A 15,739-nucleotide genomic window follows, 5' to 3' on the forward strand; every position below is an offset into this window, starting at 1 on the left:
ATATTAAAATGAGTAGCTCATTCCTGCATAAGTACCTGTGCTAATTAATTCAATGTGTTCTATATCGGTTTTTAGTTCTTTATAGCCTAGGTAGGTAGAAAGTCCTGATTTAAAATCATAACCAACTTCAATGCCATACTGAAACCCTGTATTAACGTGGCTTACTTCAGCGTCATAGGTTTTAAAATTAGAATCTACTTTGCCAACACCTAATAATATAGCCGAATAAAGTAGAGTCTCTGAATTAACAAATTTAGGTTTTAGATTTACAAAGACCGCTGAACTTTCGACAATCATTTCATGTAAATAGTTATTTTCCCCAAGTTGTCGATATTCAGCTTCAATGCCTAACTTGACCAGCTTATGTATATTAAAGAGGTAACCTACATGGGCGTTATAACCAATCTCTGATGTTTCATTAAGGGGACTTGAAAATCCATCTAATTTGGTTTCATTACTGATGCTAAGATCGGCACCAAAGTAAAGATGGCCTATGTCATTTGCATAAGTATATGTGCTTAATAATCCAATAAGGAGAGTGGTTAGTCGAGAGGCTGACTTATTCATTGGGGGAATGCATATTTATAAATTTGGCGCATTCTATATGTTTAGGCCTGTAAGTCAATTTAAAGGTGGCTATATTGTATGAAAGTTGAGGGGTAGAATAACTTCTTTATTTTTAGAGTGTTACTTTCATTATTACACTAACGTAATAGTCATTTTCTTTTTACTGGGATAGTCATTTTTCAAATAAAGCTTACACTTAGTCTCATCAAATCGAGTTAATGCATAGAAGGTAATCATTATGGCTGAACACAACACTCCGCAATTTCAAGTTGGACAAACGTTTACAGATCACCCGTTCCAAGAAGGTGATGGCGCAATGCTTGAGTTGTTCCGTAATGACTTACCAAATATGCTTTATGTCGGTCTTGCTAATATCACCGCTGATGAACAAGCGATGTTAGGCCAAACCGGTGCGCAACTTGGTGTCATTACCTCTGATAATGGGGGTTGTTTGGTTGTGGTTAGTTTTGGTGATCTAGCATTTGAAATGCAATTAAACTCAGCCGCTATTCCTGAAGATTACTTCACACTGACAGAAGATAAAGCTCTATCTGTTTCTATGATAGCGGTAGATACTGCAACCAATTTATTGTGTGCGATTCGTGAGTTTACGTTGCCAGAAGCATTGAGCTGTCAATTCATTGAAGTGACCAAAGCGCAACGTGCATTAAGCGATGTAGATGTCGTAAATATGGAAAACATGCAGTTAATTAATTCACTAACACCAGAAGCTCTGCAAGAAAAAATGGAGTTTCATCCCCTACAAAGTGTGATCGCTGCACCGACTTGTGGTTGTGGTCATCATCATCACTCGCATTAAATTTAAATACAAATTAGAGAACAAAAACGCCGCCAATATTAACTATTGGCGGCGTTTTTATCGTTAAAACAGTCTAAAAATAGACTATCTCATCGTTACAAATTCTTCAGAACCTGTTGGGTGGATAGCCACAACGGCATCGAAATCAGCCTTAGTTGCGCCCATCTTCATTGCTACTGCAAAACCTTGGATCATTTCATCAACGGTGAAACCGATACCGTGTAGGCCAACCACTTTTTCATCTTCGCCCGCACAAACCAGTTTCATTTTACAAGGTTGACGATGCTTAGTAACGGCGGTGTACATAGCCGTGAAGCCTGATGTGTACACTTTTACGTTGTCTTTGCCGTATTGCTCATCAGCTTCTTGTTCAGTAAGACCAATCGTACCAATCGGTGGGTGACTAAACACAACCGTAGGAACTAATGTGTAGTCCATTTTTGCGTTTGTTTGACCGTTGAATAGACGCTCAGACAATAAACGACCCGCTTTAACTGCGATAGGTGTTAGCTCGATGCCACCTTCCATGATGTCGCCAACACAGTAGATGCCTTTTACGTTAGTTGATTGGTATTCATCAACTTTGATGTAACCGCGATCGTTAGTAGCAACGCCTGTTTTTTCTAGGTTGATAGCATCAGTCGCTGGGTGACGACCAATCGCCCAAATTAGGGTATCAACGTTTTGGCTTTCACCGTTTTCTAGGTGAAGCGTTAGGCTGCCATCGGCTTCTTTTACTACTTCTTTTGGTACAGAATGAGTATGAAGGGTTGGGCCTTCTGTGTTCATTACTTCAACTAACGTATCGATGATCATTGGGTCAAAGCTACGTAGTGGAGATTCTTTACGAACGAATAAATGAGTTTCTGTGCCTAGAGAGTGAAGAACGCCAGCAATCTCTACCGCAATGTAACCAGCACCAATAATCGCAACGCGTTTTGGTTGTTCAGTGATCTCAAAGAAACCATTTGAATCAATACCGTATTCTGCACCTGGGATATTAGGGATGGTTGGACGACCACCAACAGCAATAAGAATATGATCGGCTGTGTAATGTTCGCCATTTACTTCAACAGTGTTTGCATCAACAAACTTAGCGAAGCCTTTAATTACGTTTATTTTATTGTTACCAAGAACGCGATCGTAAGATTCGTGAATACGACCAATATACGCTTGGCGGTTTTCAACCATTTTGCTCCAGTTGAATTTTTTCAGTTCAACATCAAAGCCGTAATCTTCAGCGTATAAGTTAATTGCTTCAGCAACTTGCGCACCGTGCCACATTACTTTTTTAGGAACACAGCCCACGTTTACACACGTGCCGCCAAGCTCTTGCGCTTCAATAAGAGCAACTTTTGCGCCGTGCATAGCCGCACGGTTTGCTGATGCGATACCGCCAGAACCACCACCGATACAGATATAATCAAAATGCGTAGCCATTACTTTCTCTCCAATAATTTTTTAATTCTTATTACATACTATGTATGAAATGCGACCAAATTTTTCTTTTTCAAGGCCTACGAGGTTTCAAAAGCGATGAGAATTCAGATCGCTTCGCTTGCAGGTTTCAGGAAAGAGATAAAACTGAGCAAATGCTATCTTTTTTCCTGAATCCTTTAAGGGAGCTTGCGACCGGCCTGAACCCTTATTTTTTTATTCTGGAACAATCCACTCTACTTTAAAGTGACCAGTTGCAGGGGCAATTGCTTCTTTTAAGAAAGGCAAAATCGTGTTCATTTGGCTTTCTAATTTCCACGGTGGATTAATGACGATCATGCCAGATGCGGTCATGCCACGCTCGTTAGTATCCGCAGAAACACCTAACTCAATTTGCAGAATGTTACGGATATCTAATTTTTTAAGGCCTTTGATCATATCGTCGATGTCACAACGATTAACCACAGGATACCAAATCGCATAAATACCTGTAGCCCAACGCTTGTGGCTTTGGCCAATGGCGTTAACTACGTCGTAGTATTCTTTTGCAAGCTCATAAGGTGGGTCGATTAAGACTAATCCTCTGCGCTCTCTTGGTGGAAGACTTGCTTTTAATCGTGCAAAGCCGTCTTCTTTATAAATAGACACTTGGCGATCACGATCAAATTCTTGTTCAAGTAATGGGTAATCTGATGGGTGAAGCTCGGTTAATACCATGCGGTCATAGCAACGGATATGCGCGCGACCAACACATGGAGAACCTGGGTAATAGCGTAATTCACCGTCTTCGTTTAATGCTTTTACGGCATCAAGGTAGCTGGTAATTTCTTCTGGAATGTCTGTTTTATCCCAAATACGTTCGATACCTTGTTTGTATTCACCTGTTTTTTCAGACCATTCATGCGTTAAATCGTAACGGCCAACCCCTGAATGGGTGTCGTGATAAACAAATGGCTTATCTTTTTGAGTTAATGAATTAAGGATAAGGCTTTGAACAATGTGTTTAACTACATCGGCATGGTTGCCTGCATGAAAACTGTGACGATAACTTAGCATGGATGAACTCTCACTATTGGAATCTTATGATTATACCCAAGTTTATAGCTCAATGTGTGTACTCTTGCATCAGCCATTGAAATTTTATCCATTAAGCACCATCTTTAAGGGATAAGCCGATCCTAAAAATGAAAAATAGAAAAGGAATGAATATGTCTAATCCGTTACTTACCTTTACTGATTTACCGCTGTTTTCTCAAATTAAGCCTGAACACATTCAGCCTGCGGTAGAACAAGCCATTGCAGATTGTCGCGCTAAAGTGGAAGAAGTATTAGCCTCTGATGCTGCGCCAAGTTGGGAGAGCATTATTATCCCTCTAGCAGAAACCGATGACCGCCTAAGTCGCATTTGGTCACCAGTGAGCCATTTGAACTCAGTGCAAAACAGTGAAGCATTGCGTGAAGCGTATGAAGCGTGTTTACCTGCGTTATCTGAGTACGGAACATGGGTTGGTCAAAATAAAGGACTGTACGAGGCGTATAAATCAATTAAACAGAGTGACGCGTTTGCAACGCTGTCTCAAGCTCAACAAAAAACAATCGTTGATGAGCTGCGTGATTTTGAATTATCAGGCATTGGCTTACCGGCGGATCAACAAAAACGCTACGGTGATATCAGTAAGCGTACGTCAGAATTAAGCTCAAATTTCAGCAACAATGTACTTGATGCAACCATGGGTTGGTCAAAACACATTACCGATGAAGCGGAATTATCAGGGTTACCTGAATCAGCAATGGCCGCCGCAAAAGCCGCAGCCGAAGCAAAAGAGTTGGACGGTTGGTTACTGACACTAGAAATGCCATCGTACATTCCAGTAATGACTTATGCTGATAATAAACCACTGCGTCGTGAAATTTACGAAGCGTTTGTGACTCGTGCATCGGATCGTGGTCCAAATGCCGGTAAGTGGGATAACACCGATCTTATTTCAGAAGAGCTTAATCTTCGTCATGAAGTCTCGCGCCTATTGGGTTTCTCTTCGTACAGTGAAAAATCGTTAGCAACAAAAATGGCCGAGAGCCCAACGCAAGTCCTTGGTTTTTTAAATGACTTAGCAGCGAAGGCTAAACCTCAAGGTGAGCGCGAAGTTGCAGAGCTAAAAGCGTTTGTAAAAGAAGAGTTTGATATTGATGAGTTGGATCTATGGGATGTGACTTATTACTCTGAAAAATTAAAGCAAAAGCTATATCAGATTTCAGATGAAGAATTACGTCCTTATTTCCCTGAATCAAAAGCCGTCTCTGGCCTATTTGAAGTATTAAATCGTGTGTTTGGTATGACAGTGGTAGAGCGTGAAGGCGTTGATGTATGGCATGAATCAGTGCGTTTCTTTGATATCTTCGATTCAACCAACACCTTACGTGGCAGCTTCTATTTAGATTTATACGCGCGTGAACACAAACGTGGTGGCGCATGGATGGATGAATGTCGTGTTCGTCGTTTAACTGAAAATGGCGAACTGCAAACGCCAGTGGCGTACCTAACGTGTAACTTCAGTAAGCCTGTTGGTGGTAAGCCAGCACTATTTACTCATGATGAAGTGGTTACTTTATTCCACGAATTTGGTCACGGTATTCACCACATGCTAACGCAAATTGATGTGGCGTCAGTGTCTGGTATCAATGGCGTGCCTTGGGATGCGGTTGAATTGCCAAGTCAGTTTTTAGAAAACTGGTGTTATGAAGAAGAAGCGTTGGCGTTTATTTCTGGTCACTATGAAACGGGTGAGCCGCTACCAAAAGAGATGCTAGATAAAATGCTGGCGGCAAAAAACTTCCAATCAGCGATGTTTATTTTGCGTCAGTTAGAATTCGGAATGTTCGATTTCACATTGCACACAAACTACGATCCTGATCTAGGTGCAAAAGTATTAGAAACGCTAGCTGAAGTAAAAGCGAAAGTAGCGGTATTACCAAGTGTTGAGTGGAACCGTTTTTCTCATAGCTTTAGTCATATTTTTGCAGGCGGTTATGGTGCGGGTTATTACAGCTACCTATGGGCAGAAGTATTATCAGCAGATGCGTTCTCGCGTTTTGAAGAAGAAGGCATTTTTAATACAGAAACAGGCCAAAGTTTCTTGAATAATATTCTTGAAATGGGTGGCAGTGAAGAGCCAATGGAGTTATTCAAACGCTTCCGTGGTCGTGAGCCACAAGTGGATGCCATGTTACGTCATGCGGGTATTGGTGCGTAATTAAGCCGTTATAACAACGAAAAATAAAAGGGTCTCAATATGATATTGAGGCCCTTTTTTTATATCGATATATTTATACCAATCGTAGTAAATAATTGTTCATCCTAGCTTGTTAAAATGCTCGATAACTGCGTTGGAATTTTTGATTGTAGAATAACTACTTATCAGAAAACTCCGCCTTGTTTTCAAGCATTTTTCCTTCGCTATTTCTGGTCACTGACTTACTGTGATTGGTATTATTTTTTATAAGGTTGAGTGACGACGATTTTTACTTTTTGATCTTGTTGTAATGGCGCATTTCCTTTTAAACCATTCCATACCGCAACCCCTTCAGCCGATAACTGGGAGTCATTACGTTTGGTTAATGTATTTAAGTTCTCACCATTACGAGCGGTTACAACCCTTATTTCTTGCTGAGTGATAGTCGCAATTTGCTGGTTGGTTATCGGTTGCAGTGATGTCGCAGATGACGTTATTTCATCTTTATTGTTATCAGTACTTAACGTTAAAACCTGATAAGTCATGTCATTAAAATCTAACCAATATTGATTGATAAATGCCTTTTTATCCGCACTATCATCAACCAATTGCACGTTATACATGCTTGCTCCCCACGGTAAATCGATGGTGTTGACTTGAGCTGCGTAATTGTATTTTTGTTCTAAATATTGACTGAATCGATGCGCGGTTTGTTCTGCGGTATATTCTGGCTCAGAAACAGAGAGAGCAACGAATCCATCTTGCGTGTCATTAATGGCAGCAACGACTTGAGGTTGGTTAACCGTTTGCCAATCTTTAGGGAAATTAATGGTGAAGCCCATCGTAGGCTGCAAGAAAAGAGAATCAGTAAATGTACCGTTTTCTGGATTGTTACCAACAACTAACCCATTGAGATAATTAAGAAAGTTAGAGTGAATAGGCGGCAATGAAGCGGCAGTTAATATACTAGCAGAGTGATCAACATGGCTTACGCGTTCAGGAGTGTAAGGGTGGCTATCAAAGTAGCTTTTTTCTGTTTCTTTTTGTGTTTCAAACTCTACCGCGTGATTTAGACGCGTTAAAATTACGCCCATTGCCATTGGGTCATAACCCGCCTTTGCGGCTAATGCGACACCGAGATCATCAGATTCTGTTTCGTGAGAACGGCTGTAATTCGCCATTAAAAGGCTACTACTAAAAGCGAAGGGAGTATTAATTAAATTGCCTAAATCTTCATTGATGACACTTCCGACAATGTTGCCGGGCAATTGGGTTATCCCAGGCAGAATGCTGCGTTTCATTTGCTGTATTGAATGCCTTTCCGTTACATGAATAATTTCATGGGCTAATACGCAAGCGAGTTCATCTTCGCTGTTCATCAGATTTAATAAGCCACGAGAGATATAAATATATCCTCCTGGCAGTGCGAATGCATTGGGTACAGGATCATCAACGACTTCAAATTTAAAATCAAATTGAGGAGAGTCAAGATTAGAAACTAAACGAGCCCCGACTTGTTTTACGTATTGATCGAGTGATTCATTGTTGTATAACCCCATTTGTTGCTCAATAACCAGTGAGTTTTTTTCACCGACCGATTTGTCGTAATTTGGGCTTACTGAACAACCAGAAAGAGAGAACGCGAGTAGTGCAGAAGCACTTATTTTAAGTAGGGCGTGTGTCTTATTCATCAGCACTCCTTTGTTGAGAATAATTAGAAACGATTTTTTTAACGTAGCAAGATATTGATATTTTGTATTGGGAAGAGGCGAATAAGCTCCTTTGAATGAATCAAGGGAGCTTGAAATACATTAATGGTTAAGCCCACTCAATATCTTCATCTGCGTGCTTTTGGCACTCTTCTTTTACCATTTCGATAAATTCCATGCCTGTTTTAGAGCATGTCCATTTCTCATCAGTATAAGCGAAGTGGAAGCCGCCAGATTTTGACGCTAACCAGATCTCGTGCATTGGTTCTTGTTTGTTGATCACGACTTGGCTGCGGTTTTCAAATTCTAGTGTTAAAACGTTACCCGTGATTACTGGCTCAATATCGGCACCAGATTCATCAATCATATCTTCGATTAATTGCAGTTTTGCATCGACTAACTCGTGAAATTCAGTGTTATTCATCTTATTTATCCTATTGCTTTTCTTGGCTGTGGTGCGATTATAGAGAGCATAACCAGATATTAACACTAATGGTAAAATCTTATGCAAAAAAGAGTGATGGCGTTAATGCTATTGAGTGCCTTAACACTGGCAGGTTGTGGTCAAACGGGTTCGTTGTACATGCCTGCAGATGACGCACCAAAAACAGAAGTAGCAGAATAATTTATTTGTAGTCAGTGTATTTAATAATCACTGACTAATAAGCACTGAACTAGACAAGGAAGACGACATTGGATTATTTCAATTATAAGGATGATGGACAACTTTGGGCTGAAGAGTTACCGGTTGCACAATTAGCAGAGCAGTATGGCACGCCATTATATGTATATTCTCGCGCGACATTAGAGCGCCACTGGAATGCATTTGATAGCTCGGTAGGTGAACAACCTCATCTTGTGTGTTACGCCGTAAAAGCGAACTCAAATATCGGTGTGTTAAATGCACTTGCCCGTTTAGGTTCAGGCTTTGATATTGTGTCTCAAGGTGAACTTGAGCGTGTTGTAGCCGCTGGTGGCGATCCGACAAAAGTGGTGTTTTCTGGCGTTGGTAAAACGGCTGTGGAAATGCGTCGTGCATTAGAACTTAATATTAAATGTTTTAATGTTGAGTCGGAACCAGAGCTTGAACGCTTAAATACCGTGGCTGCTGAAATGGGTGTTGTTGCACCTATATCATTGCGAATTAATCCTGATGTCGATGCAAAAACACACCCATATATTTCAACGGGTTTGCGTGATAATAAATTTGGTATCGCGTTTGATCGTGCACCTGAAGTATACAAATTTGCACAAACCCTATCGAACTTAGATATCCAAGGTATTGATTGTCATATCGGTTCTCAGTTAACGGATATTACGCCATTCATTGATGCCACTGATCGTCTTCTTGCCTTGATTGATGACTTAAAAGCACAAGGTGTCAATATTCGTCACCTTGATGTGGGTGGTGGTTTAGGAGTGGTTTATCGTGATGAATTACCACCGCAACCATCAGAATACGCAACGGCGTTATTAAGTCGTTTAGTGGGTCGTGAAGATCTTGAATTGATTTTTGAACCGGGTCGTGCAATTGCAGCAAATGCCGGTATCTTGGTCACTAAAGTTGAATTCTTGAAGCACACAGAGCATAAAAACTTTGCCATTATTGATGCGGCAATGAATGACTTGATGCGTCCTGCATTATATCAAGCGTGGCAAGATATCGTGCCAGTGGCACCTCGTGAAGGTGAAGCGCAAAGCTATGATTTAGTTGGGCCTATTTGCGAAACCGGTGACTTCTTAGGTAAAGATCGTGATCTAGTTCTCGAAGCTGATGACTTGCTTGCAGTTCGTTCATCTGGAGCCTATGGTTTTGTTATGTCATCAAACTATAATACGCGCACTCGCGCAGCAGAAATAATGGTCGATGGGGACCAAGTTCATCTTGTTCGTAAACGAGAAGAGTTAAGTTCTTTATGGGAACTAGAATCCATCTTACCAAACTAACTTAAATTAAAGAGCAAGCAGCTTAACGTTACTTGCTCTTTTGGTATTCAACCTAAAATATAAAAAAGAAGAACAACTATGCACTTTCATTTTTCTAAAATGCACGGGCTTGGCAATGACTTTATGGTGGTTGACTGCTTAACTCAAAATATTTTCTTTTCACCAGATTTAATTCGTCGCCTAGCGGATCGTAATCGTGGTATTGGTTTTGATCAGCTATTGGTGGTTGAAGCTCCCTATGATCCTGAAACTGATTTTCACTACCGTATTTTTAACTCTGATGGCACAGAAGTAGAGCAATGTGGTAATGGCGCTCGCTGTTTTGCACGTTTCGTTAGAATGAAAGGTCTAACCAATAAAATAAGTATTCTAGTCAGTACTAAAAAAGGCAAAATGACCTTAAAAGTGGAAGATGACGATCAAATTACAGTGAACATGGGTGAACCTGTATTTGAACCAAATAAAATTCCATTTAAAGCAACACAAGCTGAGAAAACGTATTTACTACGTGCCGATGATAAAACACTGTTTTGTGGTGTCGTTAGTATGGGCAACCCACATTGTGTCACTGTCGTGGATGATGTTGATAATTATGACGTTGATAAATACGGCCCGTTAGTGGAAGGTCATGAGCGTTTTCCTGAGCGTGTGAATGCTGGCTTTATGGAAATCGTGTCACCAAATGAAGTGAAATTACGTGTTTATGAACGCGGCGCTGGTGAAACTCAAGCGTGTGGAAGTGGCGCGTGTGGTGCGGTTGCTGTCGGTATCATGCAAGAACTATTAGGGGAAGACGTTAAGGTATCTTTACCTGGTGGTTATTTACAAATTTCATGGAAAGGCCCAGGTTACCCATTGTTTATGACCGGTCCCGCAACACATGTTTATGATGGTCAATTATCTATATGAATGGCGTAACACCAATCGAGCCGCAATCCACTCAGCTAACTGAAGATATTGTGGCTCAATTTTTGATGGACCATCCTGATTTTTTTCAGCAGCATCCAGAATTACTTGGACGAATAAAAGTAGACACGCCTGAACGAGGCGTGGTTTCTTTGGTTGAAGTGCAAGTCAGTAAATTACGTGAGCGCATTGGTGATTTAGAAGAAGAAATTACTCAGCTCATGTCGCTTGCAGCAAAGAATGATCGTTTATTTCATGATTTTTCAAATGTACAAAAACAACTGTTGGCTTGCGAGGGGTTTTCTCAAGCGGCAAAAATCATTGAACAAAAAGCACTGTCTCTTAATTTAACTGCGCACATTAAAATTATTGATCACTCTCACCCTAAATATAATATTAATAAAATCGCACTCGATAATTTCACCAAAAAGTTTTTGAATGGGCATTCCGCCTATTTAGGACGCTTGCGTCAAGCTGAGCGTGATAACTTATTGGCCTATGATGGGCTAAACCAATCAAGTACCCAATTGGGTTCATTTGCTATTCTTCCATTAGGGCAATCTAAGCCTGTTGGGATCATGGCATTTGCTAGTCGTGATGGCGGGCACTTTGAACCGAATATGGATACGCTATTTTTAGAACAGCTGGTTAGTGTGTTCCATTATTTATTAATGCAATGGTCGAAAACTTCTCATGAGTGATGCACTTCCACTTCAATATTCAAAACACCTTGATGCTTTTTATGAATTCTTACGTAATGAAAAAGGCTTAAGTATTTATACTCAGCGTAGCTATAAGCGCCAACTCACTACCATCGCAGAGCAATTAGTCGAACTTGGTGTGGAGTCTTGGCAAGATGTTGATGCGGGCTGGGTTCGCCAAATTACCAGTAAAGGGATGCGCTCAGGGTTAAAAGCGAGCAGTCTATCGACTCGATTATCTTCATTACGCAGTTTTTTTGATTTTCTTGTATTCCGTAACGTATTAACGGCAAATCCTGCTAAAGGGGTATCTGCGCCTCGTAAATCTCGTCCATTACCGAAAAATATTGATGTGGATGAAATGGGGCAATTACTAGAAGTAAATGGAGATGACCCATTATCAATTCGAGACCGAGCGATGATGGAGTTGATGTATGGTGCAGGTTTACGTTTGGCTGAACTCGTCGGGATTGACGTTCGTGATATTCAATTACGTCAAGGCGAACTGCGCGTCATCGGTAAAGGGGATAAAGAGCGTAAAGTTCCGTTTTCTGGTCAGGCGAAAGAGTGGTTAGGTCATTGGCTACAAGTACGAAACCAATTGGCAAAACCGGAAGAAAAAGGGTTATTTGTCTCTAAATTGGGCGTTCGTATTTCGCATCGAAATGTGCAAAAACGAATGGCGGAATGGGGAATGAAGCAAGGGGTAAATAGTCATATTAGCCCGCATAAATTGCGTCACTCTTTTGCTACACACATGCTTGAATCGAGTGGTAATTTACGTGCAGTACAAGAGTTACTGGGCCATCAAAATATTTCTACGACTCAAATATACACCCATTTAGATTTTCAACATCTTGCTCAAGCGTATGACAAAGCCCACCCAAGGGCGAAGAAAAAATAACAAAGTGACCGGATGAAAATAGAAAAAGCCAGATGAGTATAACTACGCATCTGGCTTTTTTATGTTCGCTACTTTTTTATATTAACTGTTTGTTTTTAAACAGTAGTTAACCATTTGGCCTATAATGGGCCAATCAGTCAATAAGCTTATTTTAGCAGTAAGTTTTCTAAGTAATGAGCAACGGCTTCGTCGACAGATGAGCCGATAACTTCATTATTTGGCAGGGCTTTTTTTACTTTCTCATGCGATGTGCCCATCACGATCCCTTTACCTGCCATGCTTAACATTTCATAATCATTCATGCCATCACCAAACGCGATGCAGTTTTCTAATGTCTTACCTAATAATTTAGCAACCGCTTCTAACGCTGCGCCTTTAGATACTTCTGAGGCCATCACTTCTAAACACCAAGGTGTAGAGAATGCCACCATGAGTTGGTCACCAAACTGTGCTTTTAATTGGTCTTCATATTGAACTAAATATTCATGTTCAGGCATGGTGATGAATATTTTCGCCATGTTTTCTACTGGCGGATTATTCACATCAAATAAAGTGTAAGTGAACCCATTATCATGAAATTCTTTTAGCTTCTCATCTTCTTGGTTTAAGAACCATTTGTCGTCTGAGTACATGTGAATAGACAGCTTTTCATCATGCTTTAACAGGTCGATAACTTGAGGAATTAAGGCTTCAGGAACATTCTTGCTATAAATAAGATTGTCATCAATATCATGAACACGAGCACCATTAGAGGTGATCATGTAAGCAGGGATACCCACATCATTGCGAATATTGCCCACATCAATGTGGTGGCGACCAGTCGCAAAAATAAAGGTTAATTCTTGTTGGTGCAGTTTATTAAGTGTTTTTTTAGTGAAATCAGCAATTTTGTGTTCTGGAGTAAGCAGTGTGCCGTCAAGATCAGATGCAACAATAGTAATCATAAAGCCTCAGAGGAAAAGAAAAGAATAGACTCGAAGTCAACTGAGGTCAGTTTACGTGACTTTATAAGGAAAAAAGAGGGTAAAGATAATAATATTGACCTTCCTCTTTTTTCTTTAGTGGATCGTCACGTTTTTAATTATTTATTATGTTGAGAAAAGAAAGCTAAGATCTCGGTCAGGGCTTGATTTCGACACACGTCGGATTCAAATAGAAGTTCATGCTTTGCTTCTTTAATAGTGATGAGTTGGCAATTGGCTGCTTTTTTTTGAAAGGCGATGTGCGCATTATTATCGACAATACGATCATTTTCTCCCTGCAATAACAAGGTTGGGATAACACAAGATGCTGCTTGTTTAATGCATCGCTTTGAGCCTTTTAAGCTTTGGTTTACCCAATGATTACTTGGGCCACCAATTTGAAGTTCAGGTTTTGAGTCGTATAATTCTCTAAACCACTGGTAACGAACTTCACTGTGAGTCAGCGTGTTATTTAGAAAAGGTTTTGCATGATAAGGTTCTTGGCCCAATGCATAGGACGGTTGTGAAGCCCAGCGGCTCAAATAATGGCTAATTGGACCCGCTATTGGTTTTAACCAAGGTTGTATATGAATACCGTGCATTGGTGCGCTTAATGCGAGTGCTGAATATGGATGTGGATGAGTTTCAACATATTGGGTTGCAATAGCTCCCCCCATAGAGTGGGCGAGTAAATAGCAATCTTGATAATGCTCGGGAGTAATTAAGTGCTGAGTTATGTTATTTAGATCGAGAACATAATCATTAAAATCTTCGATATGGCCGATGTCACTATTTGCTGTTAATCGCTCGGATAAACCTTGCCCACGGTGATCAAAAGAATAAATATCATACCCTTGGCAAAACAGGTCATAAAATAATTCTTGGTATTTATGAACGCTTTCAATACGTCCATTTACCACCATAATAGCTTTGGTGTTTGTAGGGCTGGTAAAGCTAATCCAATGAAGAGAGGTCTCTTTTTCTCCTTGAAAGAATCCGTATTGACGTTTTTCCCAAAAAGGGGTGATGTTGTTTTTTATTGCTTCAAGGTAGTTTGCTTCTTGGGTAAAGATGACTTTTTTCATTAGGCTCACAGCATGATTATTAATACGGGTTCCATATTATTATAATAACAATAATGAAATGTGTATCATATTTTGGTAAGTTCTTGCACAGTTCTTAAGCAAGCGCATTTTTTTACTCATTTGATTAGACTACTATGCTTTTTTAGTAGGTCGGCATTGATTTTAATTACTCAAGATTTGGAGTTATTCGCCGATATGATTGTTTATCATACCTATATATTTTCACAGGATACCGTTTTCCAGTTATGTATGCATACGTTGCCCGACAACCGATACTTAATCGAAAAAAACAAACGATAGGGTATGAGTTACTTTTTCGTGATGGTGAGACTAATGCGTTTCCTGAGATGGAAGCAAATCAGGCCACGTGTCGATTATTAGTTGAAAACTTTATGTCGGCGGGAACTAACCCTGCATTAGAGTCTCCTCGTAGTTTTATAAATTTTCCTCAAGAATCTTTACTTTCTCTTATTCCAACGGCTTTCCCTAAGCGAAAGATAGTGGTCGAAGTATTAGAAACCTGTATTCCTAATGATGAACTTTTTAGTGCAATTAAACATCTTCATCGAATGGGCTACATTATTGCTTTAGATGATTTTAGTTTGGATCCTGAGTGGGACCGATTTTTACCGTATTCACACATTGTTAAATTAGACATTATGCAATTAGGCATTGATGTTGCGTGTGATTATGTCAAAAAGAAAAAGAAAGAGGGCTGCAAGCGCCATTATTTAGCTGAGCGCGTAGAAACTTACAACGAGTTTGAGCAAGCATTTGACGCGGGTTTTCATTTTTATCAAGGTTACTTTTTTAGTAAGCCACAAATTATTAAAAATCGAGTCGTGAAACCTGAAGAAGTATTAACGATGCAGTTATTTCAGGAAGTGTGCCGTGAAGAGGTAAATTTCGCTCGGATTGAGCAATTAATTGCCCAAGACGTATCCTTGTCTTATCAGCTTCTTAAGTTTGTAAACACAACCTCTGTTCGACTTGAAAAACCAATATCTTCATTCAAACAAGCGTTAGTTTATTTAGGCGAAGAACAAATTAAACTGTTTGTCACTTTAGTTGCCACTGCACATGCCGCAATTAATAAACCAAAAGAGCTTTATAAGCAGTCTTTAATAAAAGGACGCTTTTGTGAATTAATGATTTGCCGTTGTCAAAATGGAACTCCAGGACAACAAGCTTTTATTGTGGGTTTATTTTCCCTACTTGATGCTCTGCTTGATCGTAAATTAGATGATGTTTTAGAGCAGTTGTCATTAACGGACGAAATTGAACAAGCGATCCTACTTCGTGTGGGTTTACTTGGGTCAATGTTAGAATTATATGAAAGCATTAAGTCTGGTGACTGGGATCTTATTGATAAAAACAGCCGCTTACTTGGTTTTTCTCCTAAGACGGTAGAAAAAACATATCAAGAGGCTGAAGCTTGGTATCAAGGCATTTTGATGAAATAGAATGATTA

Annotated in this window: 15 protein-coding genes; 8 read left to right on the forward strand and 7 right to left on the reverse strand. The window is 40.0% G+C overall.

Features of this window, described 5'->3' with window-relative positions:
* Window positions 1–3: 3 nt before the first annotated feature.
* Window positions 4–567, reverse strand: coding sequence for an outer membrane beta-barrel protein (locus A6E06_RS07970; RefSeq protein ID WP_065593270.1), 564 nt, complete (start codon window positions 565–567; stop codon window positions 4–6).
* 238 nt (window positions 568–805) lie between these two features.
* On the opposite strand from A6E06_RS07970, the gene A6E06_RS07975 reads away from it, so the two are divergent.
* On the forward strand, window positions 806–1,387 hold the full coding sequence (locus A6E06_RS07975; protein ID WP_065593271.1) for a hypothetical protein: 582 nt from the start codon (window positions 806–808) through the stop codon (window positions 1,385–1,387).
* 84 nt (window positions 1,388–1,471) lie between these two features.
* Here the strand turns inward: A6E06_RS07975 and gorA are convergent, their stop codons facing one another.
* Together gorA and A6E06_RS07985 are read right to left on the reverse strand one after the other, a co-directional pair.
* The gene (gene gorA / locus A6E06_RS07980) at window positions 1,472–2,827 is read right to left on the reverse strand and encodes a glutathione-disulfide reductase (protein WP_065593272.1); all 1,356 of its coding nucleotides are present in this window, start codon (window positions 2,825–2,827) and stop codon (window positions 1,472–1,474) included.
* A 213-nt stretch (window positions 2,828–3,040) separates the two neighbouring features.
* The gene (locus tag A6E06_RS07985) at window positions 3,041–3,880 is read right to left on the reverse strand and encodes a 23S rRNA (adenine(2030)-N(6))-methyltransferase RlmJ (protein WP_065593273.1); all 840 of its coding nucleotides are present in this window, start codon (window positions 3,878–3,880) and stop codon (window positions 3,041–3,043) included.
* A gap of 152 nt (window positions 3,881–4,032) precedes the next feature.
* Here A6E06_RS07985 and prlC point away from each other — a divergent pair, with 152 nt between their 5' ends.
* Window positions 4,033–6,075, forward strand: coding sequence for an oligopeptidase A (prlC, locus tag A6E06_RS07990; protein ID WP_065593274.1), 2,043 nt, complete (start codon window positions 4,033–4,035; stop codon window positions 6,073–6,075).
* 236 nt (window positions 6,076–6,311) lie between these two features.
* On the opposite strand, the gene A6E06_RS07995 is transcribed toward prlC, so the two are convergent.
* Both A6E06_RS07995 and cyaY read right to left on the reverse strand, forming a co-directional pair.
* Window positions 6,312–7,745, reverse strand: coding sequence for a M48 family metalloprotease (locus A6E06_RS07995; RefSeq protein ID WP_083190300.1), 1,434 nt, complete (start codon window positions 7,743–7,745; stop codon window positions 6,312–6,314).
* Window positions 7,746–7,872: 127 nt separating this feature from the next.
* A complete protein-coding gene (gene cyaY / locus A6E06_RS08000; RefSeq protein WP_065593276.1) occupies window positions 7,873–8,187 on the reverse strand; it encodes an iron donor protein CyaY in 315 nt (104 codons plus the stop codon).
* 81 nt (window positions 8,188–8,268) lie between these two features.
* On the opposite strand from cyaY, the gene A6E06_RS19560 reads away from it, so the two are divergent.
* The 5 genes from A6E06_RS19560 to xerC all read left to right on the forward strand — a co-directional run bounded on the left by A6E06_RS19560 (window position 8,269) and on the right by xerC (window position 12,221).
* A complete protein-coding gene (locus A6E06_RS19560; RefSeq protein ID WP_080889821.1) occupies window positions 8,269–8,388 on the forward strand; it encodes a lipoprotein in 120 nt (39 codons plus the stop codon).
* 68 nt (window positions 8,389–8,456) lie between these two features.
* Complete coding sequence (gene lysA, locus A6E06_RS08005) at window positions 8,457–9,710, forward strand: diaminopimelate decarboxylase (RefSeq protein WP_065593277.1); 1,254 nt, start codon at window positions 8,457–8,459, stop codon at window positions 9,708–9,710.
* A gap of 78 nt (window positions 9,711–9,788) precedes the next feature.
* Complete coding sequence (dapF, locus tag A6E06_RS08010) at window positions 9,789–10,619, forward strand: diaminopimelate epimerase (protein WP_065593278.1); 831 nt, start codon at window positions 9,789–9,791, stop codon at window positions 10,617–10,619.
* Complete coding sequence (locus A6E06_RS08015; RefSeq protein WP_065593279.1) at window positions 10,616–11,317, forward strand: DUF484 family protein; 702 nt, start codon at window positions 10,616–10,618, stop codon at window positions 11,315–11,317. Before dapF ends, A6E06_RS08015 begins: the two co-directional genes overlap by 4 nt.
* Window positions 11,310–12,221 carry a tyrosine recombinase XerC gene (gene xerC / locus A6E06_RS08020; protein ID WP_065593280.1) on the forward strand — a complete coding sequence of 304 codons (912 nt, stop codon included), beginning with the start codon at window positions 11,310–11,312 and terminating at the stop codon, window positions 12,219–12,221. Before A6E06_RS08015 ends, xerC begins: the two co-directional genes overlap by 8 nt.
* Before the next feature lie 146 nt (window positions 12,222–12,367).
* Here the strand turns inward: xerC and A6E06_RS08025 are convergent, their stop codons facing one another.
* Complete coding sequence (locus tag A6E06_RS08025; RefSeq protein ID WP_065593281.1) at window positions 12,368–13,165, reverse strand: Cof-type HAD-IIB family hydrolase; 798 nt, start codon at window positions 13,163–13,165, stop codon at window positions 12,368–12,370.
* A 137-nt stretch (window positions 13,166–13,302) separates the two neighbouring features.
* Window positions 13,303–14,268: an alpha/beta fold hydrolase gene (locus A6E06_RS08030; protein WP_065593282.1), complete on the reverse strand. Its 966-nt coding sequence runs from the start codon at window positions 14,266–14,268 to the stop codon at window positions 13,303–13,305.
* Window positions 14,269–14,513: 245 nt separating this feature from the next.
* Between A6E06_RS08030 and A6E06_RS08035 the strand changes: the two genes are divergently transcribed.
* The gene (locus A6E06_RS08035) at window positions 14,514–15,731 is read left to right on the forward strand and encodes an EAL and HDOD domain-containing protein (protein WP_065593283.1); all 1,218 of its coding nucleotides are present in this window, start codon (window positions 14,514–14,516) and stop codon (window positions 15,729–15,731) included.
* The last annotated feature ends 8 nt before the right edge of the window (window positions 15,732–15,739 follow it).

The sequence above is a fragment of the Aliivibrio sp. 1S175 genome (assembly GCF_001690985.1).
GTDB lineage: Bacteria > Pseudomonadota > Gammaproteobacteria > Enterobacterales > Vibrionaceae > Aliivibrio.